Origin of the sequence: Pseudomonas sp. RA_105y_Pfl2_P56 (assembly GCF_963970845.1) — a bacterium.
In the GTDB taxonomy this organism is placed as follows: Bacteria; Pseudomonadota; Gammaproteobacteria; order Pseudomonadales; family Pseudomonadaceae; genus Aquipseudomonas; species Aquipseudomonas baetica_A.
Genome location: NZ_CAXAPL010000002.1, coordinates 52817 through 73690, shown reverse-complemented (window position 1 = coordinate 73690; position 20874 = coordinate 52817). Strand labels below are relative to the sequence as shown.

Here is a 20874-nt window from a genome sequence, read left to right as displayed (position 1 = left end):
GCCCGCAATAGCCTTCATCTTGTGTTGCAAGCCTATCGGATTTGGATCGAACGAATGACTGACACCCGCAACGGCGAGGACAACGGCAAGCTGCTCTATTGCTCCTTCTGTGGCAAAAGCCAGCATGAAGTACGCAAATTGATTGCCGGCCCCTCGGTCTTTATCTGCGACGAGTGCGTCGACCTGTGCAATGACATCATCCGCGAGGAGGTGCAGGAAGCCCAGGCCGAAAGCAGCGCGCATAAATTGCCTTCGCCTAAAGAAATCAGCGGCATCCTTGATCAATACGTCATTGGTCAAGAGCGTGCGAAGAAGGTTCTGGCCGTAGCGGTGTACAACCACTACAAGCGTCTGAACCAGCGTGACAAAAAGGCTGACGACGTCGAGCTCGGCAAGAGCAACATCCTGCTGATCGGCCCGACAGGCTCTGGTAAAACCCTGCTGGCCGAAACACTGGCCCGCTTGCTGAACGTTCCGTTCACCATCGCTGACGCAACCACCCTCACCGAGGCTGGTTATGTCGGTGAAGATGTCGAGAACATCATTCAGAAGCTGCTGCAGAAGTGTGATTACGACGTAGAGAAGGCCCAGATGGGTATTGTCTACATCGACGAAATCGACAAGATATCCCGCAAGTCCGACAACCCGTCGATCACCCGGGACGTTTCCGGTGAAGGCGTGCAGCAGGCCTTGCTCAAGTTGATCGAAGGCACGGTCGCTTCCGTACCGCCGCAAGGTGGCCGCAAGCATCCGCAGCAGGAATTCCTGCAGGTCGACACCCGTAACATTCTGTTCATCTGCGGTGGTGCGTTCTCGGGCCTCGAGAAGGTCATCCAGAACCGTTCCACCAAAGGCGGCATCGGTTTCAACGCAGAAGTTCGCAGCAAGGAAGAAGGCAAGAAAGTCGGTGAGTCCCTGCGAGAAGTCGAGCCTGACGATCTGGTCAAGTTCGGTCTGATCCCGGAATTCGTCGGTCGTCTGCCAGTCCTTGCGACACTGGACGAGCTGGACGAGGCTGCGCTGATGCAGATCCTCACCGAGCCGAAAAACGCTCTGACCAAGCAGTATGCGAAGCTGTTCGAGATGGAAGGCGTGGATCTGGAGTTCCGCTCCGACGCGCTGAAATCGGTCGCCAAACGTGCCCTGGAACGTAAAACCGGTGCCCGTGGCCTGCGTTCGATTCTCGAAGGTGTGCTGCTCGATACGATGTACGAAATCCCCTCGCAGTCCGAGGTGAGCAAAGTCGTCATCGATGAGAGTGTGATCGAAGGCAAGTCCAAGCCACTGTATATCTACGAGAACAGTGAGCCAACTGCCAAGGCAGCACCGGACGCTTAAGCGTCTACGCTGCCGGAACAAAGAAGGGGCCTTCGGGCCTCTTTTTTTTATGTCGTTTTTTACATCCGCTTTGCGCTTGTTTTTTTTCAAGGCAGCCCCCATCTTGGTTTCAAGCTTAATTCCATCTGATTACGGCCATATGGCCGCCGTAGAGGCGAAATCATGAAGACAACCATCGAATTGCCTCTCCTGCCATTGCGTGATGTCGTCGTGTATCCGCACATGGTTATCCCGCTGTTCGTGGGGCGTGAGAAATCCATCGAAGCCCTCGAGGCAGCGATGACGGGCGACAAGCAGATTTTGCTGCTGGCCCAGAGAAACCCGGCTGATGATGATCCCGGTGAAGACGCTCTCTATCGCGTAGGTACCATTGCCACCGTTCTACAACTGCTCAAGCTGCCTGACGGCACCGTCAAGGTTCTGGTCGAGGGTGAGCAGCGAGGTACCGTTGAGCGCTTCAGCGAAGTCGACGGCCACTGTCGTGCCGAAGTCTCCTTGATTGAAGAACTCGACGCTGCCGAGCGCGAGTCCGAAGTGTTCGTGCGTACACTGCTGTCTCAGTTCGAACAATATGTGCAGTTGGGCAAAAAAGTCCCCGCAGAAGTCCTGTCGTCGCTCAACAGCATCGAAGAACCGGGCCGTCTGGTAGATACCATGGCCGCCCACATGGCGCTGAAAATCGAGCAGAAGCAGGAAATCCTGGAAATCATCGATTTGTCGGCCCGGGTCGAGCACGTCCTGGCGTTGCTGGACGCCGAGATTGACCTGCTGCAAGTCGAAAAACGCATTCGCGGTCGCGTTAAAAAGCAGATGGAGCGCAGTCAGCGTGAGTACTACCTGAATGAGCAGATGAAGGCCATTCAGAAGGAGCTCGGCGATAGCGACGAAGGTCACAACGAAATCGAAGACCTGAAAAAGCGCATCGACGCTGCCGGTCTGCCGAAAGACGCATTGGCCAAAGCCACTGCCGAGTTGAACAAGCTCAAGCAAATGTCGCCGATGTCCGCAGAGGCCACTGTGGTGCGCTCGTACATCGACTGGTTGGTGCAGGTGCCGTGGAAGGCCCAGAGCAAAGTGCGCCTGGACCTGGCTCGCGCAGAAGACATTCTCGATGCGGATCACTACGGTCTCGAAGAGGTCAAGGAGCGCATCCTTGAATACCTCGCCGTACAAAAACGCGTGAAGAAAATCCGTGGCCCGGTGTTGTGCCTGGTCGGTCCTCCAGGCGTGGGTAAAACTTCGCTGGCGGAGTCGATTGCCCACGCCACAAACCGTAAATTTGTCCGCATGGCCTTGGGTGGCGTGCGTGATGAAGCGGAAATTCGAGGTCACCGCCGGACTTACATCGGTTCGATGCCCGGAAGATTGATTCAAAAGATGACAAAGGTGGGCGTCCGTAACCCGCTTTTCCTGCTCGATGAAATCGACAAAATGGGCAGCGACATGCGTGGCGATCCAGCGTCGGCGTTGCTGGAAGTGCTCGACCCCGAGCAGAACCACAACTTCAACGACCACTATCTGGAAGTCGATTACGATCTCTCGGATGTGATGTTCCTGTGCACCTCCAACTCGATGAACATCCCGCCGGCGCTGCTGGACCGGATGGAGGTCATCCGTCTGCCGGGCTACACCGAAGACGAGAAGATCAACATTGCGGTCAAATACCTGTCGCCAAAGCAGATCGCTGCCAATGGTCTGAAGAAAGGCGAGCTGGAATTTGACGAAGAGGCGATCCGCGACATCATCCGTTACTACACACGTGAAGCCGGTGTGCGTGGCCTTGAACGTCAGATCGCCAAGGTCTGCCGCAAGGCCGTTAAAGAGCACGCGATGGAAAAACGCTTCTCGGTGAAAGTGACAGCAGACTTGCTGGAACATTTCCTCGGTGTGCGCAAGTTCCGCTACGGTCTGGCCGAGCAGCAGGATCAGATCGGTCAGGTTACCGGCCTTGCCTGGACTCAGGTGGGGGGTGAATTGCTAACCATCGAAGCCGCTGTTGTGCCAGGTAAAGGCCAGTTGATCAAGACTGGTTCGCTGGGCGATGTAATGGTCGAATCGATCACTGCTGCCCTGACCGTGGTGCGCAGCCGTGCGAAGAGTCTGGGCATTCCTCTGGACTTCCACGAAAAGCGCGACACACACATCCACATGCCGGAAGGGGCGACCCCGAAAGATGGACCGAGCGCGGGTGTAGGCATGTGCACGGCATTGGTTTCGGCCTTGACCGGCATTCCGGTGCGCGCTGATGTCGCCATGACCGGTGAAATCACTTTGCGTGGTCAAGTGCTGGCCATTGGTGGTCTGAAGGAAAAACTGCTGGCGGCGCACCGCGGCGGAATCAAGATTGTGATTATTCCGGAAGAGAATGTGCGCGATCTGAAGGAGATTCCTGACAATATCAAGCAGGATCTGCAGATTAAACCGGTTAAATGGATTGACGAGGTCCTGCAAATTGCGCTGCAATACGCGCCGGAGCCCTTGCCGGATGTGGCTCCGGAGATAGTTGCCAAGGACGAAAAACGTGAGTCTGACTCTAAGGAAAGAATTAGCACGCATTAATACGTTTTTGCCTGGGTGGCTTCCTTGACAGCTTTTTAGAGCCCTTGTTATAAAGCGGCTCTTAAGTGTCTGTAGGCCATTCAGCACACGTTTTTGCTTTCACCAAAAAACTTAGAATCATCTCAAAATAGATATAAGGGGACTTAGAGTGAACAAGTCGGAACTGATTGATGCTATCGCTGCATCCGCTGATATCCCGAAAGCTGCTGCTGGCCGTGCGCTGGACGCAGTAATCGAATCCGTCACTGGCGCTCTCAAGGCTGGCGACTCCGTTGTTCTGGTTGGTTTCGGTACGTTCTCCGTGACTGATCGTCCGGCTCGCGTTGGTCGTAACCCACAGACCGGCAAGACGCTGCAGATCGCAGCGGCCAAAAAACCAGGTTTCAAAGCCGGTAAAGCACTGAAAGAAGCTGTTAACTAAGTTTTCAGGTTTTTACCTATCCGGGTCGGGGTCATGCCTGACCTGGCAGCGGAGCGGTAGAGCAGGTCGCTGAAACAGATGCCTGTAACGCCGGGATCGAGGGTTCGAGCCCTGTCCGCTCCGCCAGTTACGAGAAGGCGCATCCTCGGATGCGCCTTTCTTCTATCCGGATTCTACCCACGCTCCACGGTTGCCTAATTTTGAAGTTCAACCGTTTCTGGGGGACGCATGCTGCAGAATATCAGGGACAATTCACAAGGCTGGATTGCCAAGACCATTATCGGAGTCATCGTTGCACTGATGGCTCTGACCGGTTTCGACGCCATTTTCAAGGCCACGACGCACTCTAACGAGGCGGCCAAGGTCAATGGTGAGGAAATCAGCCAGAACGAGCTGAGCCAGGCCGTTGACATGCAACGCCGTCAGCTGATGCAACAGTTGGGCAAGGATTTCGATGCTTCCTTGCTCGACGAAAAAATGCTGCGCGAGTCGGCTCTCAAGGGCCTGATTGATCGCAAGCTGCTGCTGCAAGGTGCCGAACAATCGAAATTCGCTTTCTCCGAAGCTGCTCTGGACCAAGTGATCCTGCAAACGCCTGAATTTCAGGTGGACGGCAAGTTCAGCTCTGATCGTTTCGACCAGGTGATCCGTTCGCTGGGTTACAGCCGTATGCAGTTCCGCCAGATGCTGGCTCAGGAAATGCTGATCGGCCAACTGCGGGCCGGTGTCGCTGGCAGCGGTTTCGTCACCGACGCTGAAGTGCTGGCATTCGCCCGTCTGGAGAAACAGACTCGCGATTTCGCCACCCTGAACGTCAAGACCGATCCGGCTGCGATCAAGCTGACCGACGATGAGGTCAAGGCTTACTACGACGAACACGCCAAGGAATTCATGACCCCGGATCAGGTGGTCATCGATTACCTTGAGTTGAAGAAGTCTTCCTTCTTCGATCAGGTCGCCGTCAAGGACGAAGACCTGCAAGCGGCGTATCAGAAAGACATCGCCAACCTGTCGGAACAACGTCGTGCGGCGCACATTCTGATCGAAGTGAACGACAAGACCACCGAAGCGCAGGCCAAGGCGAAGATCGAAGACATCCAGGCGCGTCTGGCCAAGGGCGAGAAGTTCGAAGCGCTGGCCAAAGAGTTCTCGCAGGATCCGGGTTCGGCCAACAATGGCGGTGACCTGGGTTATGCCGGTCCCGGCGTTTACGATCCGGCTTTCGAGAAGGCCCTGTACGCCTTGTCCAAGGATCAGGTTTCCGGGCCGGTTCGCACCGACTTCGGTTTCCACCTGATCAAGTTGCTGGGCGTGGAAGCACCTCAAGTGCCGACCTTTGCAAGCCTGAAGGACAAGCTGACCCGCCAGTTGAAAGAGGCGCAAGTCGAGCAGCGTTTTGTCGAGGCGACCAAGCAACTGGAAGACACCGCGTTCGAGGCATCTGACCTGGCTCAGCCGGCGGCGGATCTGAAGCTGACTGTGCACACCTCCAAGCCGTTTGGCCGTGAGGGTGGTGAAGGTATTACGGCCAACCGTGCCGTGGTCACCGCCGCGTTCAGCACTGAAGTGATCGATGAAGGCGCCAACAGCACTGCCATCGAGCTGGATCCTGAAACCGTGGTCGTGCTGCGTGCCAAGGAGCACCTCAAGCCTGCGCAACTGCCTTTGGAAAGCGTGAGCGCGGCCATTCGCACACAACTGACCAAAGAGCACGCCAGTGCAGCTGCCAAAACCAAGGCCGAGAAGCTGATTGCTGATCTGCGCGATGGCAAGGCGGTTGATGGACAGAGCTGGAAAACCACCGAAGCGGCCACCCGTGCTCAGGAAGGTATTGATCCTGCTGTGCTGCAAGCGTTGTTCCGCATGCCGAAGCCGGTTGCCAAGGACAAGCCTACGTACAGCAGCGTGACCCTGCCGGACGGTAGCCTGATGATCGTTCGGCTGAACGGCGTCAACGAAGCGGCTGCACCGACTGATGAAGAGAAGGCTCAATACCGTCGCTTCCTCGCGTCTCGTGAAGGTCAGCAGGACTTCGCGGCGTATCGCAAGCAGTTGGAAGCCCAGGCAGAGATCAAGCGTTATTGATGTCTGACTGAGCGGCAAGACAAGAGCCCCGGCCTGACAGCCGGGGTTTTTTGTGGGTGCGCTTTTGTTGGCAGTTCAGGCGACATAGCCGTTTCAGAGGCTCATTTATTGACCTTCTCCGTGCAATTTTCCTCACCGCCACCGCGAGGTCGCGGATGTTTATCGATGATTTATCGCTGCGACTTTTCCCGCAGCTGAAGGTCGATAGCGTTGTAACTGTTTTAAGACACTAATCCATACGCCGTCCGGCTGCGATCTGTTGCACAATACGCCCCGGACTGTTTTCCCTCAGGATGTTCAATGTTGATTTCCACTTCCCTGCGTGTTGTCGGATTGGCGCTGTTGTTGACCGCGGTTGCTGGCTGTTCGAAGGACAAGCCGATTTATGAGCATGAGAGCTTCGACGATTCCGGCACGTTTTCGCGTAACTATCCGGTAAGCGACATCGGCAGTTGCGAAGCGGCTCGCCGTGCGTTGCTCAGTCAGGGCTACATCATTACCAGCAGTGACCCGAAACTGGTCAGCGGCCACAAGAGCTTCCAGCAGACCGGTGAAACTCACCTGGAGATCAGTTTCAACGTGGTCTGCGCCGAAGATGGCAGTGGCAAGCATCATGCGACGGTGTTCGCCAACGCCCTGCAAGATCGCTACGCACTGAAGAAGACCAACAACTCCGCCAGTCTGGGTGTTGGTGTGCTGGGCTCGGTGTCCATGCCGATCGGCTCTTCGGACGATTCGATGGTCAAGGTTGCCAGCGAGACGGTGACCGCTCAAAAGTTCTACGAGCGTTTCTTTACCCTGGTAGAACAGTTCCTGCCGGCAGAAACGAAGAAAGCCGCGCATATCGAAGAAAAGCCAAAGACGGATCTGGGCATGCCTGAGCCTAAAGCAGTTCCTGCCGCAGAACCTGCTCCTGCGCCTGCCGCTGAGCCCGTTCCAGCACCAACACCCGCCCCAGCGGCTGCCGCGCCGGCGCCACTTGAAACCACACCGCTGAGTTCAGAGCCGGTTGTACCACCCGCCGAGTCAACCCCGATTGCCCCCGCGCCGAGTGCTGAACCGGCGGCGCCAGCCACGCAAACCATCACGCCACCTGCCAACCCGACGGACATCCCGCCGCCGTCCGAGCCAATTCCGGCGATGCCAGCCTCCGGCCAATAATTCGCCTACCGAATCTCTGTGGGAGCGGGGGCGCTCGCGAATGCGGTGTGTCAGTCGACATTTGCATCGACTGACACAGCCTCTTCGCGAGCAGGCCCGCTTTTGTTTTATGGGCTGTCAAAAAAACTGCGATAAATTCCTGACCACCTGCTACGTTTTATTCATGAAGGCGCTGTTTCATTTTTCCTTCACACGGGCGCGCTATGCTCGGGACACCATCGAATAGAGCAGTAGGGGGATGACACAATGGATGACTATCAAGAAGAACTGCTCGAGTTCCAGGCCTATGAACTGGATCAGCCCGAGCCGGCCGAAGACGCCACCGAGCTGTAAGGTTTCAAGCTGTTTTGCGATGACTGCGGCGAAATTCGCCCGGGGTTTGTCCGCTCAAGCGTTTGAACGCTCGCTGGAATGCTTCGGCTGAGGCAAAGCCCAGCAGGTAGGCGATTTCGCCGAACGCCAGTTCGGTGTCGCGGATGTAGGTCATCGCCAGATCACGGCGAGTGTCATTGAGGATCGCGCGAAACTGCGTGCCTTCTTCGGCCAGTTTGCGCCGCAATGTCCAGGTAGGCAGCTTCAGGCGTGCCGCCACTTCTTCCAGGTCCGGTTCCCGGCCTCCACTGAGCAAAGGCCCGAGCAATTGCGTGATGCGTTCGCGCAGGCTGCGAGTGCGGGTCAGTTGTTCCAGTTCTCGTTCACACAGTTGCAGCAGGTGCCGCCAGGTGCTCGGGCAGTGCTGAGGGTTGCGCAGGGCGAGGCTGCTCAGGTTCAGGCGCAATTGATTGCGCTCGGCGCCGAACTGGATTGGGCAATCGCCCAGCACGCGGTAGGCGTCGTGGTAATCCGGCGTGTCGAATTCGATTTCGATGCGCTCGGCCTTGAGCACTTCGCCGCCGACACTGGATAGCTGATGCAACCAGCCGGCGATGATTGAATCCACCACAAAGCGGTTATAGGCGTTGTACGGGCTGATCGAATAGAAACGCAGCCACGCGCCGTTGGCGTCTTCGTGGAAACTCGACTGGCCGCGGTAATTGGAGCCGTACAACGGTTCAAAACGGATCAGACATCGAGCCGCTTCGCGCACCGTGGGGGCCTGCGACGCGGTGACACCGGCCAGTCCTGCCTGGCTCAGGCGACTGAGCTGGCCCATGCGCAAGCCCAGCGCCGGATCTTGCGTCAATTGAATCGCGCTGTAACCCAAACGCATATAACGCGGGATCGAAAGCCGTGCGCCGGCCTCGGCCAATCGCGCTGCATCCAGACCGTACTGCTCCAATATCGGCAGTGGGTCGGCGCCATGACTGCGCACGGCGTCGGCGAGGCTATGGACAAAGCCTACCGACAGATCCCCGAGGCGCATCGGCAGCGGCTTCATGGCTTACAACCAGATATTGAGCAGACATGCACCGCGGGCATCGCCTGCGGCAAACTGCTGACCGTTGCTGCTGAGGAAGCTCTGACCCGAACTCGCTTTGTCCCAGAATTGCCCGCGCAGGAATACGCTCATCCCGGCAATCGCCCGGCTGCCGGGCGGCTGCGTGGTCAGGGTCAGGCGATGCCAGGCTTGGCCTTCGCTGACGTCACCGGGTTTGAGGCTGACTGAACTCGGTGTACTCGAACCCTTAAAGCCGCGCCACGGCTGATCCCAGGCACCCTGTCCGAGCACCTGCGCCGGCACCGCCACCAGTTGCGCGCTTTGTTCATCGAGTTGGCGGTAGTTGTCCGGATACCAACTGTCGCGGCCGATCAGCACGCCGAGACGTCCGGCCGGGGTGTCGACGACGTTGATCGTCCGTTCACTGGCCTGGATGACGTCATGCTGGTCAAAGACCGGATGCATCTGGCGTTGCGGCTGGCCGAGGGGCACACCGTCGCGGCCAAAGACCACGCTGCTGTTGTAGAGCGCGCCGCTGCCGGGTTTTAGTTGGCCGTCGCGGATGGTTGGCTCAGGCAGCACGATGGAACCAGCCACCAGGGTCACATGAAACTCTTTGGCCAGCCCCCCGAACAGCGTCTGGTAATCCTTGGCCATGGCGCGTGATTTCATGCGCAGGTGGGCGTCGTCGAGACGGTCGCTACCCTTGGCGCTGAGCCAGGCCCGGGCGAACAGCAGCGGATTGCTCGCTGCCAGCCAGTTCATCGCTTCTGCAAGAGTCGGTGCCTGATACAACTCGTCTTTCTCGCCGCTGATCATCAGCCAGGTGCCGACATGTTCGGGCAGCACCACCACGGTCTTGTCATTCAACAAGCCCTGATCCTGCGCTTGCTGCAAATAAGCCGCGAGCTTGCGGTGCAGACGCTCGGGGTTCTGATAGTCGGTAGGAAACAGCTCTGGCTGGATACCCAGCAAATTGCCACGGTCGGCAGGCGTGCCCTGATCGACCGCCAGTTTGATGCGCAAGTCCGACAGGTAATGCCCCGCAGGCCGGTCTGCCGCCCACATGGCATAGGTGGTGAGAACGGCCACGATGGCCATGGAAAAAAACAGGTACAAAAGTTTGCGCATGAAAACCAACAGCAGCCGGGTACAGGGTGTGGCGACTAGGGTAGGGCCCATGGGCGTACTTGCCAAGGGGCGCTGTGCATTTGGATCAATAAGTTGTCAGTTACGGTCATTGAGTGACAGCGATGCGACTCTTAGTCTGTCGAGTATGACTGACGGGGGACAAAGAGCTCCCGCAACTTTTCCGTGATTTCTCGTTGTGGAGTTACCGATGACCGCCGCTCATTACCCGCACCTGTTGGCCCCGCTGGACCTGGGATTCACCACGCTGCGCAATCGCACCCTGATGGGTTCGATGCACACGGGCCTTGAAGAGAAACCGGGTGGTTTCGAGCGCATGGCAGCGTATTTCGCGGAACGTGCCCGTGGTGGCGTCGGCCTGATGGTCACCGGCGGTATCGGCCCGAACGACGAGGGCGGCGTTTACTCCGGCGCAGCCAAGCTGACCACCGAAGAAGAAGCGCTCAAGCACCGCATCGTGACCCGCGCAGTGCACGAGGCGGGCGGCAAGATCTGCATGCAGATCCTTCACGCCGGTCGTTATGCCTACAGCCCGAAACAGGTGGCACCGAGTGCGATTCAGGCACCGATCAACCCGTTCAAGCCCAAAGAACTGGACGAGGAAGGTATCGAGAAGCAGATCAGCGATTTCGTCACCTGTTCGGTACTGGCGCAGTCGGCTGAGTATGACGGCGTTGAGATCATGGGATCGGAAGGTTATTTCATTAACCAGTTCCTCGCCGCACACACCAACCACCGCACCGACCGCTGGGGTGGCAGCTACGAAAACCGTATGCGCCTGCCGGTGGAAATCGTTCGCCGCGTGCGTGAAGCGGTCGGCCCGAACTTCATCATCATCTTCCGTCTGTCGATGCTCGACCTGGTCGAGGGCGGCAGTACCTGGGATGAAATCGTGACCCTGGCCAAAGCTATCGAGCAGGCGGGTGCGACCATCATCAACACCGGCATCGGTTGGCACGAAGCGCGGATCCCAACCATCGCCACCAAAGTGCCGCGTGCCGCATTCAGCAAGGTCACGGCCAAGCTGCGTGGGGCGGTAAGCATTCCGCTGATCACCACCAACCGCATCAACACCCCGGAAATCGCCGAGCAGATTCTCGCCGAAGGCGATGCCGACATGGTCTCGATGGCGCGTCCATTCCTCGCCGATCCGGACTTCGTCAACAAAGCGGCCGAAGGTCGCGCCGATGAGATCAACACCTGCATCGGTTGCAACCAGGCCTGTCTGGATCATACGTTTGGCGGCAAGCTCACCAGTTGTCTGGTCAACCCGCGTGCCTGCCACGAAACCGAACTTAATTACCTGCCGGTGCAGCAGATCAAGAAAATCGCCGTGGTCGGCGCCGGGCCTGCCGGGTTGTCCGCCGCCACCGTGGCGGCTGAGCGCGGCCATCAGGTGACCCTGTTCGATTCGGCCAGCGAGATCGGTGGCCAGTTCAACATCGCCAAACGCGTGCCGGGCAAGGAAGAGTTTTTCGAGACCTTGCGTTATTTCAAACGCAAGTTGCAGACCACCCATGTCGAGGTGTGCCTGAACACCCGCGTCGATGTGGCAAAACTGGTGGACGGCGGTTACGACGAAATCATCCTCGCCACCGGTATTGCGCCGCGCGTGCCGGCGATTCCGGGGGTGGATAACGCCAAGGTGCTGAGTTATCTGGATGTGATCCTTGAGCGCAAACCGGTCGGCAAGCGTGTGGCGGTGATCGGCGCGGGCGGGATCGGTTTCGACGTCTCGGAATTCCTTGTGCATGAAGGCGTGGCCACCAGCCTCGATCGAGCCGCGTTCTGGAAAGAATGGGGCATCGACACGCACCTTGAAGCCCGAGGTGGCGTGGCCGGCATCAAGGCGGCTCCGCACGCGCCGGCCCGCGAAGTGTTCCTGCTGCAACGCAAGAAAACCAAGGTGGGCGATGGTCTGGGCAAGACCACTGGCTGGATTCACCGCACCGGTTTGAAGAACAAGCAGGTGCAGATGCTCAACAGCGTCGACTACCTGAGCATCGATGACGAAGGTCTGCACATCCGCATCGGCGAAACCGGCGAGCCGCAAGTGCTGGCAGTGGACAACATTGTCATCTGCGCGGGACAGGACCCGCTGCGTGAGTTGCACGATGGCTTGGTGGCAGCAGGCCAGAATGTGCACCTGATCGGCGGCGCCGATGTGGCGGCGGAGCTGGATGCCAAACGCGCGATCAATCAGGGTTCGCGCCTCGCCGCCGAACTCTAAGCAGGGCAAATTCCCCGCCCCCACTGGGGGAAGTGTCTCTGGCTGCTAAGATGGCGGTTCTTGTTCTGGAACCGCCATTAATGCTTTTCCCCTCCAACGATTGGCTTGCTCAAGCCCCCCTCGAACGCCTCCAACTGGACTGGCTCAGTGCCGCGAATGTGGAAGTGGCGATCCTGCGTCTCGATCAGATCGATCCGCTGATCAGCGGCAACAAGTGGTTCAAACTCGTCGAACACCTGAACGCTGCTGACCGTGCTGGTGCGCAAGGCATCATCAGCCTCGGTGGGGCACATTCCAATCATCTGCACGCGTTGGCGGCGGCGGGCAAGCGTCTGGGCTTCAAAACGGTCGGGCTGTTGCGTGGCCATGCCCAGGAAACGCCCACTGTGAAGGATCTGCAAGCGTTCGGCATGCACTTGCACTGGCTGGGTTACGGCGGTTATCGGGCGCGGCACGAACCGGGATTCTGGCTGCCGTGGCAGGCGCAATATCCCACGCTGCATGCGGTGCCGGAGGGTGGCGGTGGATTAAGCGGCGCCCTCGGTTGCGTCGCGCTCAAAGCGCAGGCCAATGCACAACTGAGCCATTTGGGCTGGAGTGATTTCCACGGCTGGTGGTTGGCTTGCGGTACAGGAACGACGTTGGCGGGACTGGTGCTGGCAGAGGCGGGCGAACGTCCGGTATACGGCGCATTGGCCGTGCCCGGCGACCACGGCGTGGCACCACACGTCGAAGCGATCATTCGCGAGGCCGGGTTGTGCATGGCGCACTATGAACTGCTGGACGCCAGCCGTGGTGGTTTTGCCAAGGTTGATCCGCCCTTGCTGGGGTTCATCGAACAGACCGAACAGGTCAGCGGTGTGCCGTTGGAACCCGTGTACACCGGCAAGGCGTTGCTGGCGCTCAGGCAGCAGGTCGAAGCGGGCAGGTTCGCCAGCGGCACGCGACTGATTTTCGTGCATACCGGAGGTTTGCAGGGGCGGCGCGGATTTGCGGCCGCGCCGTGAGGTTCAATCGCGTTTGGGCATCATCCGCACCAGTGTGTTATCGCGCACTACGTAGTGGTGATAGATCCCCGCCAGCGCATGCAGCCCGATCAACCAGTAGCCAATCGTGGCGATGAGTACGTGCCAATATTCCACCTGTTTGGCGAGTGCCTTGTCCTCATTCACCAGCATCGGCAGATCAAAACCATAGAACATCACTTGATGCCCCTCGGCGCTGGTGATCAACCAACCGAGAATCGGCATGCTGATCATGAACAGGTACAACGCCCAGTGCATCAGCCGCGCCAGCACGGTTTGCCATGCCGGCGAGGCCGGGAAGATTTTCGGTGCCGGGCCGACGCTGCGGGCGAGCAGGCGAAACCACACCAGCACGAACACCGTCAGGCCGAGCATGTAGTGGGCCTCTTTGATCAGCGTGCGACCGCCGCTGCCTTTGGGAAAGATGCCGCGAAATTCCATGCTGGCGTATACCAGTACCAACAACACCAGCATCAGCCAGTGCAGCAAGACTGAGACGGTGCTGTAACGAGATTCGGAACTGGTCCACGGCATACGGTGTTTCCTCACAGATCAGGGGGCAAACGCACCGTTCTTGTATGACGGCATGTCTTAACTGTAATCCGCTTTGGCGGATTTGCCTGTTGCTGATCGGCGTTTCAATGCGCTGGGTCAGGAAGTGTCCAAAAAAACACGCCAGTGTCGCGACAGACACTGGCGTTTTCGTTTACAGCAGGCGATGGATCAGCTCGACTGCGGCATGTCACCCTGGGCCAGACGCTTGTTGATGTCGGCAATCACCTCGGGCAGGTCTGTAATGGTGTCGATCATGTAGTGCGGGCGCGAACCTTCGAACAGTGCGTGGATGCGCTTTCGCTCGCTGGCCAGTTCATCGCTGCCCAGTGCGCGGAACCCCTCGTAGTCCAGGCCCAGTGCATTACCGGAGCAGATCAGCGCCACCGTCCACATCCCGGCACGCCGACCTTCGAGAATGCCCGGCACAGTGTCATCGATCTTCACACAAGCGCCGACGTCGTCGATGCCCAGCGCGATCACGTTGGCCAGTGCCTGGGCCGGCCATGGGCGGCCATTCGGCACTTCGTCGGTGGCGACGACGTGGTCGGCGACGTAGCCGTTGGTGGCGGCCAGTTCGACGACTTTGTCCATCACCTGCTTCGGGTAACCGGAGCAGGAGCCGATCTTGATCCCTTGTTCGCGCAGATTGGCAATGGTATCCAGAGCGCCCGGGATCAGTGCCGAGTGTTCGGCGATCTTCTCGATCTGCAGCGGCATGAAACGGTTATAGATCGCGGTGACATCGTCGTCGGTCGGCGTGCGACCGAACACTTGGCGATAGCGCTCGGCGACCTGCGGCTGATCGCACAGAGCGCGGATGTGATCCCACTTGCCCATGCCCATCGGGCCACGGGCTTCTTCGATGGAGACCTGAACGTCGAACTCGGCGAAGGCTTCGACGAAGATCTGGGTCGGCGCAAAAGAACCGAAGTCGACCACGGTGCCGGCCCAGTCGAGGATGGCGGCTTGCAGCTTGTCTGGATTTACATAGTTCATGGCAGTCAATTCCTGAGTTGGCAATGCGGTTCTTTGTGGGAGGGGAGCAAGACCCCTCCCACAGGGATTTGGGGGTGAATCAGATGTCGAGGACTTCCATCTCGCGCAACACTTCACCGACTGCTGCGACGGCCTGGCGCATGTCGTCCGGGCTGATGTGGCCGATGCAGCCGACGCGGAAGGTTTCAACCTGGGTCAGTTTGCCGGGGTAGAGGATGTAGCCCTTGGCCTTGACGCGCTCGTAGAAGTCCTTGAACTGATAACGCGGATTGGTCGGCGCATGGAACGTGGCGATGATCGGTGCCTGAATCGCTGCCGGCAGAAAACTGCGTAAACCCAGCTTGCCCATCTCTTCCATCAGCGCCTGGCAGTTGGCCGCGTAGCGCGCATGCCGTGCCGGCAAGCCACCTTCTTCGTTGTATTGCAGCAGGGCTTCGTGCAGCGCCGCGACCACATGGGTGGGCGGGGTGAAGCGCCACTGGCCGGTCTTCTGCATATAGGTGTGCTGGTCGTACAGGTCCATCGCCAGCGAATGCGACTGACCGGCGCAAACGGCCAGCGACTCTTTGCGAGCGAAGACAAAACCCATCCCCGGTACGCCTTCCAGGCATTTGCCGGACGCGGCGATCAGCGCGTCGAACGGCACTTGTTGTGCATCCACCGCCAGCGCGCCGAAAGAGCTCATGGCGTCGATGATCAGGCGTTTTCCGTGTTGGGCGATAACCTCGGCAATCTCTGGCAGCGGATTGAGGATCCCGGTGCTGGTCTCGCAGTGGATCAGCGCGACGTGGGTGATGGCGCTGTCGGCACGCAGCAGGCGGTCAACGTCGGCGGCCGTGGTCGGTTTGTCTTCAGCGGTTTCGAAGGTACTGAACGAACGGCCGAGCACCTCGCAGATTTTCGCCAGACGCTGGCCATAGGCACCGTTGATCAGCACCAGCACTTTGCCGTCACGCGGTACCAGCGTACCGATGGCCGCTTCGACGGCGAATGTTCCGCTGCCTTGCAACGGCACGCAGTGATGGGTGGCTGCGCCGTTGAGGATCGCCAGCAGTTGTTTGCAAAGGCTGGCGGTCAGTTGATTGAAACGGTCATCCCATGACCCCCAGTCGATCATCATCGCCTGGCGGGTGCGGGCCGAAGTGGTCAACGGGCCGGGAGTCAGCAGGATGGGTTCGGCGATACTCATTCGTATGTCCTTGGATAGCGCTGTGGGGTGAAGCTACGGGGCATACGTTGCAATTCGCCGTTGCATCAATCAAATTGTTTGTTGTTATGCCAGCCATCAGTGAGGGTTATTCATGAACCTGTTTCAGCTACGCGCCTTCGACGCCGTAGCCCGGGAGGGCAGCTTCACCCGCGCCGCCTTGCGTTTGTTCATCAGCCAGCCAGCGGTCACCGGGCACATCAAGGCGTTGGAGGAGCACTACCAGATCACCCTCCTGCGACGTACGGCGCGACGGGTGGAATTGACCGAGGAGGGCACCAAACTGGCGGCGATCACCCGGGCGATGTTTGGTCTCGCCGAAGAAGCGCAGGCGATGCTGGAGGCCAATCGGCAACTGCTGACCGGGCGCCTGGAGGTGGCGGCGGATGGGCCGCACATGGTCATGCCGATGTTGGCGAGTCTGCGGGCGCGGTATCCGGGGATTACGGTGAATTTACGCTTGGGCAATGCGCAGGAAACGCTGGCAGCGCTGTTATCGGAACACGCAGATGTCGCCGTGTTGACCGAAGTCGAACCGCGCAAAGGCTTGCATCTGCAAGCGTTGAGCGAGTCGCGGATCTGCGCTTTGGTGCCAGTGGGCCATCCTTGGGCGACGCGGGCCGGGGAGGTGAAGCTCAAAGAACTGGATCAGGTAATCATGGTCTTGCGTGAGCCGAGTTCGATTACCCGGCGCACGTTTGATCAGGCTTGCGCGCAGGCGTCGATTCAGCCACGGGTCTTGCTGGAACTGGACAGCCGCGAAGCGGTGACCGAAGCGGTTGCCGCAGAACTGGGGGTTGGCGTGGTGTCTTCGGTGGAGGTCAGCCACGACCCTCGGGTGGTGGCGATTCCGATTGCCGGCGAAGGGCTGGGAAACCGGCACATGATCGGCTGCATGGAGCGGCGACGGGAGTTGCGTTTGATTCAGGCGTTTTTTGCATTGGCGCCGGCCTGACAGTTTCGCTTCAGGCCCCCAGCAGGAACTGTCGCAGGCTGCGACAACGCCAGCAGGGAGGACTGTCATGGCGCGGTGCTGTTGAGCAGCCAATCCAGTAGAAGGCTGCTGTCAGGCATCGGCACTGTCTCGCGTGGCGGTGGACTGCGTCTGCTGTCGAGGCACAGGATCGGTCGGTCCGGATCGCTGTCGAGGAAGCTCACCCAGACTTCACTGCCTGCAGACGGGAGTTCATTCGCTGCCAGTCGTCTGTTGGCCCGGGTCATGGCGATGGGCAGCCACAGCGCGTCGGTTTCAGTGGTGTTCGGGGGTTGCGCAGGCCAGAGAATAACGGCGACGCGCCCCTGCTCATCAAGTTGCGCGGGTTGCCCCGACGCGCCAAGTATCTGCGCCAGATGAAAGCCTGCGACGCTGGGACGCGGTTCTTTGAGGGGCGGGCGATAGTCGGTTGACCAGGGCTGGGCGGTGAAGTCGTTGTAATAACGGTGCTGGGTCGGGGTGGGGTCAAGAATCGATGGATGTTGCCCGTGATGGCGTATGGCAGTGATCCGCCATTGGTCGTTGAAGGTGCTGATCGGGTGCTCGGTCACTTGCAACAAGTGCCCACTGAGCAAACCGACGCAGTCGCTGCGGCCATTGATCGAGCGATGCTGGCAACGTTGTCGCTCCAGATGGCGGCGACTGCGTTGCTCGGCATGACGTTGTTCAAGCGACAACGTGGGCTGCGGTGCGATAGGCGAAGTCTGATTGGCGGCAGCCTCGCTGACAGCCTGTTGCCCACGATTGCGCAAGGCGTGGAGCGTCGCAATGGGCGCGGCGTGATGATGCTGGTACAGCGCACTGACGCAGGGTGAGGCTGTTTGTTCGTCGACATTGAACGGCACCAGAACGGGGGCTTGCGGTAGGCTCAGGCTGTCATCGGCGAACACGACAACGTGACCGTCCACCCGGTGTTCGAAGTGATAGTGAATGCCTTCCTCTTCGCAAAGCCTGTGCAGCAGCGCCAGATCGCTTTCCTCGAACTGGATGCAGAACGGCCGCGTCGGGTACTGGCCCACGGTCATTTCAATTCGGTAACTATTGCTCGGCAGGGCATTTTCAACGAGTAATTGCTGAAGAATCTGCGGCACGCTCAGTTGTATAAACACACGCCGTTTAATCGTTCGCGACAGTCTTTGCAGGTGTGGCACCAAGACAAGTCGATAGCCAATCCGATGCGTGCCACGGTGTTCGCAAGTGGCACTGTGGATCATGCCGTGGATCCCGTGATGGTCGTTCAGGCGCAGAAATGCCGGTTGCTGCAGCAGCGTACCCGGGGGCACGGCGGGTGCCAGACCGATCAGGTCAATGTCGAAACGGTAGGGCTGGTTGAGCGCTTCCTCGCCTTGAAAGCGCAACACTGGCAGGCATAAGCCGCTGTCGGTCAGGGTGAGGGTGAACGGACTTTCCTTGTCATTGAGCATTCGAACAGGCTCTGTCAGGCAATACGGGCCTCAGAGGGTACGAAACCACAGCGTTGAATGGTTATGTCAAAGGGGTTTTTCAGAATCGCCCTACAAGGTCTGGTGAATAAGTCGATTCCACATTGGATTTTTTTGGTCGATTGCCGAGTTTAGGCCGTATAAACTTGGCGCCACGCGTCGGCCAATAGATGTCTCGGCGCCACAGATCAAGAGAGTGAGTAATGGGCGCACAGTGGAAGGTTAAACACAAAGAAGCGGCAGCCAACGCCAAGGGCAAAATCTTCGGCAAACTGGTGAAAGAAATCACCATCGCTGCCCGCAACGGTGCCGATACCGCCACCAACGCACACCTGCGTCTGGTGGTCGAACAGGCCAAGAAAGCCTCGATGCCGAAAGAAACCCTGGATCGCGCAATCAAGAAAGGCGCGGGCCTGCTGGGCGAAACCGTGCAATACCATCGCGTGACCTACGAAGGCTTCGCGCCGCACCAGGTACCGCTGATCGTCGAGTGCGTGACCGACAACATCAACCGCACCGTCGCGGAAATCCGTGTGGCGTTCCGCAAGGGTCAACTGGGTGCTTCCGGCTCCGTTGCCTGGGATTTCAACCATGTGGGCATGATCGAAGCCTCGCCGGACACCCCGGACGCCGATCCGGAAATGGCCGCCATCGAAGCCGGTGCCCAGGATTTTGAACAGGGTGAAGACGGCGCAACCCTGTTCCTGACCGATCCGACCGACCTCGACTCCGTGCAGAAAGCCCTGCCGGAGCAAGGCTTTACCGTGCTGTCGGCCAAGCTTGGCTACCAGCCGAAGAACCCCGTCAGCGGTTTGAGCGATGAGCAAATGGCTGAGGTTGAAGCGTTCCTGGAAGGCCTCGACAACCATGACGACGTACAGGACATGTTTGTCGGTCTGGCGGGCTGATTGGTTTTACCGGTAACGCCGTCAATGGCGGGCAAGCCCGCGATTGACCGCGTTGCGGTCACTGCTTGTCCAGTACCGCACTCACTTCACTGAACCCCGGCCGCCCCAGCACATCGGCCTGACAGCAGCGCCGCTGCAAATCCTCCAGCACCCCACGCCGCTCATCACTCAACCCCGAGTCGATCCGCGCCAGCAACTCCCCGAGCAAAACCCCGAACGCTCGCACTTCGATGCGTTGCAGTGATCGTGTCTCGACGTTGTCCGTGGTGGCATGGAAGGACGCCGCGCCGAAATCTCCCAGCAGACAATCGCCCTCGTCGTTCAACAGAATGTTGTGCCCGTAGAGGTCGCCGTGGGTGATGCCCTGTTGATGCAGATGTTCGGCCGCCGACGCGATGCCCTTGGCAATTCTTAGCGCAACGTCGGCCGTGAAGCGGCAATCTTCGGCGTAAACGTCCCGTGAGCAGGACGCCAGGCTCGGCAATGCCGCCAGATTGCGAAAGCTCGGATCAATCAATTGCATCACCAGCCCTTGCTGGCCTTCGGGATGGCCATCGATACGACCTTCAACCCGGATCAGATTCGGGTGCAGCCCGGCCGTGATGCAGGCGTTCATTTCATGCAGCGGCGAGCCATCGCTGGTCATTTCACCTTTGTACAACTTCACGGCGACCGGTTTCAGCGAGCCCTCGGCGTGCTGCCAAGTCGCCCGGCAAATCACCCCCGAAGCGCCTTCGCCCAGTTGCTGCTCCAGGCGCAGCGTTGACCAGTCAATTTGCGGTGTGGCTTGAAGGGCGGCGGCGTCGGCTTCGGTTTCCAGTGGATTACCGGCATAGGCCAGCCACGTCAGGCTCGGCAACGCCAGCAGAAAGGGTGGCAATTGGCTCAGGCGGTTGGCGGCGATGCGGATCAGCTCCAGCCGATGGCAGTTACCCAGAGAAGCGGGTAGCGATTGCAGGCGATTGCCCGCCAGCATGAGTTTTTGCAGGTCAGGACGTTCGCCCAGTTCGCTCGGCAGGGTTTCGATGCAGTTGTCGGTCAGGATCAGCCAGCGCAGCCGCGTTGGCAGGGCGGCACCCGGCACATCGACGATGCGGTTGGCTTTAAAACCGATCATCGTCAACGCGGCGCATTGGCCGAGGCAGGCGGGCAGCTCGGTGAACTGATTGTCGGAGCAGAACAGTACGCGCATTCGAGTCAGCCGATGCAAATCATCCGGCAGACTGCTCAAGGCGTTGCCGCTGAGGTTGAGCACCTCGAGGGTATCGGCCAGATCAAAGATCTGCCGCGGGAACTCGGTCAGCCCGCAGGACAGATCCAGCCGCGTGATGCCTGACAATTCGCCGGCGCGCAATTGAGCAAGGGTATGCATAAAGGTCTTCGCCATAGAGGAGTCGCAAGGAATGGGCGACATGATAACGGCAGA

The 20874-nt window shown here is 59.0% G+C and carries 16 protein-coding genes; 9 read left to right on the top strand and 7 right to left on the bottom strand.

Annotation, left to right across the window (positions count from 1 at the left end; translation table 11 throughout):
- Positions 1 to 54 precede the first annotated feature (54 nt).
- From clpX to AACY11_RS02065, 5 genes are all read left to right on the top strand, one after another.
- Entirely contained in the window at positions 55 to 1338 is a 1284-nt protein-coding gene (clpX, locus tag AACY11_RS02085) for an ATP-dependent Clp protease ATP-binding subunit ClpX (protein ID WP_016775335.1), read from the top strand.
- A gap of 162 nt (positions 1339 to 1500) precedes the next feature.
- Complete coding sequence (gene lon / locus AACY11_RS02080) at positions 1501 to 3897, top strand: endopeptidase La (RefSeq protein ID WP_339431964.1); 2397 nt, start codon at positions 1501 to 1503, stop codon at positions 3895 to 3897.
- A 148-nt stretch (positions 3898 to 4045) separates the two neighbouring features.
- A complete protein-coding gene (locus AACY11_RS02075; protein WP_008077714.1) occupies positions 4046 to 4318 on the top strand; it encodes an HU family DNA-binding protein in 273 nt (90 codons plus the stop codon).
- 228 nt (positions 4319 to 4546) lie between these two features.
- Positions 4547 to 6403, top strand: a complete 1857-nt coding sequence (locus AACY11_RS02070) for a SurA N-terminal domain-containing protein (RefSeq protein ID WP_339431965.1) — start codon at positions 4547 to 4549, stop codon at positions 6401 to 6403.
- A 300-nt stretch (positions 6404 to 6703) separates the two neighbouring features.
- A complete protein-coding gene (locus tag AACY11_RS02065; RefSeq protein WP_339431966.1) occupies positions 6704 to 7564 on the top strand; it encodes a DUF2242 domain-containing protein in 861 nt (286 codons plus the stop codon).
- 337 nt (positions 7565 to 7901) lie between these two features.
- Here AACY11_RS02065 and AACY11_RS02060 read toward each other — a convergent pair whose 3' ends face one another.
- Positions 7902 to 8942 carry an AraC family transcriptional regulator gene (locus AACY11_RS02060; protein WP_339431967.1) on the bottom strand — a complete coding sequence of 347 codons (1041 nt, stop codon included), beginning with the start codon at positions 8940 to 8942 and terminating at the stop codon, positions 7902 to 7904.
- A 3-nt stretch (positions 8943 to 8945) separates the two neighbouring features.
- Positions 8946 to 10073: a carbon-nitrogen hydrolase family protein gene (locus tag AACY11_RS02055; protein WP_339493760.1), complete on the bottom strand. Its 1128-nt coding sequence runs from the start codon at positions 10071 to 10073 to the stop codon at positions 8946 to 8948.
- A gap of 208 nt (positions 10074 to 10281) precedes the next feature.
- Between AACY11_RS02055 and AACY11_RS02050 the strand changes: the two genes are divergently transcribed.
- Both AACY11_RS02050 and AACY11_RS02045 read left to right on the top strand, forming a co-directional pair.
- Positions 10282 to 12321 carry an NADPH-dependent 2,4-dienoyl-CoA reductase gene (locus AACY11_RS02050; RefSeq protein WP_339493758.1) on the top strand — a complete coding sequence of 680 codons (2040 nt, stop codon included), beginning with the start codon at positions 10282 to 10284 and terminating at the stop codon, positions 12319 to 12321.
- 80 nt (positions 12322 to 12401) lie between these two features.
- Positions 12402 to 13328, top strand: a complete 927-nt coding sequence (locus AACY11_RS02045) for a 1-aminocyclopropane-1-carboxylate deaminase/D-cysteine desulfhydrase (RefSeq protein ID WP_339493756.1) — start codon at positions 12402 to 12404, stop codon at positions 13326 to 13328.
- Positions 13329 to 13331: 3 nt separating this feature from the next.
- Here AACY11_RS02045 and AACY11_RS02040 read toward each other — a convergent pair whose 3' ends face one another.
- The 3 genes from AACY11_RS02040 to AACY11_RS02030 all read right to left on the bottom strand — a co-directional run bounded on the left by AACY11_RS02040 (position 13332) and on the right by AACY11_RS02030 (position 16086).
- A complete protein-coding gene (locus AACY11_RS02040; RefSeq protein WP_339431971.1) occupies positions 13332 to 13880 on the bottom strand; it encodes a cytochrome b in 549 nt (182 codons plus the stop codon).
- Positions 13881 to 14069: 189 nt separating this feature from the next.
- The gene (gene phnX, locus AACY11_RS02035; protein ID WP_339493755.1) at positions 14070 to 14897 is read right to left on the bottom strand and encodes a phosphonoacetaldehyde hydrolase; all 828 of its coding nucleotides are present in this window, start codon (positions 14895 to 14897) and stop codon (positions 14070 to 14072) included.
- A gap of 79 nt (positions 14898 to 14976) precedes the next feature.
- Positions 14977 to 16086, bottom strand: coding sequence for a 2-aminoethylphosphonate--pyruvate transaminase (locus AACY11_RS02030; protein ID WP_339493754.1), 1110 nt, complete (start codon positions 16084 to 16086; stop codon positions 14977 to 14979).
- A 112-nt stretch (positions 16087 to 16198) separates the two neighbouring features.
- Between AACY11_RS02030 and AACY11_RS02025 the strand changes: the two genes are divergently transcribed.
- Positions 16199 to 17059 (top strand): LysR substrate-binding domain-containing protein, encoded by an 861-nt coding sequence (locus AACY11_RS02025; protein ID WP_339493752.1) that lies wholly within the window; start codon positions 16199 to 16201, stop codon positions 17057 to 17059.
- A 65-nt stretch (positions 17060 to 17124) separates the two neighbouring features.
- On the opposite strand, the gene AACY11_RS02020 is transcribed toward AACY11_RS02025, so the two are convergent.
- The gene (locus tag AACY11_RS02020) at positions 17125 to 18522 is read right to left on the bottom strand and encodes a type VI secretion system Vgr family protein (RefSeq protein WP_339493751.1); all 1398 of its coding nucleotides are present in this window, start codon (positions 18520 to 18522) and stop codon (positions 17125 to 17127) included.
- Positions 18523 to 18743: 221 nt separating this feature from the next.
- Here AACY11_RS02020 and AACY11_RS02015 point away from each other — a divergent pair, with 221 nt between their 5' ends.
- On the top strand, positions 18744 to 19448 hold the full coding sequence (locus AACY11_RS02015; RefSeq protein WP_339493749.1) for a YebC/PmpR family DNA-binding transcriptional regulator: 705 nt from the start codon (positions 18744 to 18746) through the stop codon (positions 19446 to 19448).
- Between the two features lie 58 nt (positions 19449 to 19506).
- On the opposite strand, the gene AACY11_RS02010 is transcribed toward AACY11_RS02015, so the two are convergent.
- Entirely contained in the window at positions 19507 to 20820 is a 1314-nt protein-coding gene (locus AACY11_RS02010; RefSeq protein ID WP_339431976.1) for a protein kinase, read from the bottom strand.
- Positions 20821 to 20874 lie beyond the last annotated feature (54 nt).

Coding starts and splice junctions, on each gene's coding strand:
- AACY11_RS02040 (WP_339431971.1), bottom strand. CDS start 13,880: ATGCCGTGGACCAGTTCCGAATCTCGTTACAGCACCGTCTCAGTCTTG.
- clpX (WP_016775335.1), top strand. CDS start 55: ATGACTGACACCCGCAACGGCGAGGACAACGGCAAGCTGCTCTATTGC.
- AACY11_RS02070 (WP_339431965.1), top strand. CDS start 4,547: ATGCTGCAGAATATCAGGGACAATTCACAAGGCTGGATTGCCAAGACC.
- AACY11_RS02030 (WP_339493754.1), bottom strand. CDS start 16,086: ATGAGTATCGCCGAACCCATCCTGCTGACTCCCGGCCCGTTGACCACT.
- AACY11_RS02020 (WP_339493751.1), bottom strand. CDS start 18,522: ATGCTCAATGACAAGGAAAGTCCGTTCACCCTCACCCTGACCGACAGC.
- AACY11_RS02045 (WP_339493756.1), top strand. CDS start 12,402: ATGCTTTTCCCCTCCAACGATTGGCTTGCTCAAGCCCCCCTCGAACGC.
- AACY11_RS02010 (WP_339431976.1), bottom strand. CDS start 20,820: ATGCATACCCTTGCTCAATTGCGCGCCGGCGAATTGTCAGGCATCACG.
- AACY11_RS02060 (WP_339431967.1), bottom strand. CDS start 8,942: ATGAAGCCGCTGCCGATGCGCCTCGGGGATCTGTCGGTAGGCTTTGTC.
- phnX (WP_339493755.1), bottom strand. CDS start 14,897: ATGAACTATGTAAATCCAGACAAGCTGCAAGCCGCCATCCTCGACTGG.
- AACY11_RS02055 (WP_339493760.1), bottom strand. CDS start 10,073: ATGCGCAAACTTTTGTACCTGTTTTTTTCCATGGCCATCGTGGCCGTT.
- AACY11_RS02050 (WP_339493758.1), top strand. CDS start 10,282: ATGACCGCCGCTCATTACCCGCACCTGTTGGCCCCGCTGGACCTGGGA.
- AACY11_RS02065 (WP_339431966.1), top strand. CDS start 6,704: ATGTTGATTTCCACTTCCCTGCGTGTTGTCGGATTGGCGCTGTTGTTG.
- lon (WP_339431964.1), top strand. CDS start 1,501: ATGAAGACAACCATCGAATTGCCTCTCCTGCCATTGCGTGATGTCGTC.
- AACY11_RS02025 (WP_339493752.1), top strand. CDS start 16,199: ATGAACCTGTTTCAGCTACGCGCCTTCGACGCCGTAGCCCGGGAGGGC.
- AACY11_RS02015 (WP_339493749.1), top strand. CDS start 18,744: ATGGGCGCACAGTGGAAGGTTAAACACAAAGAAGCGGCAGCCAACGCC.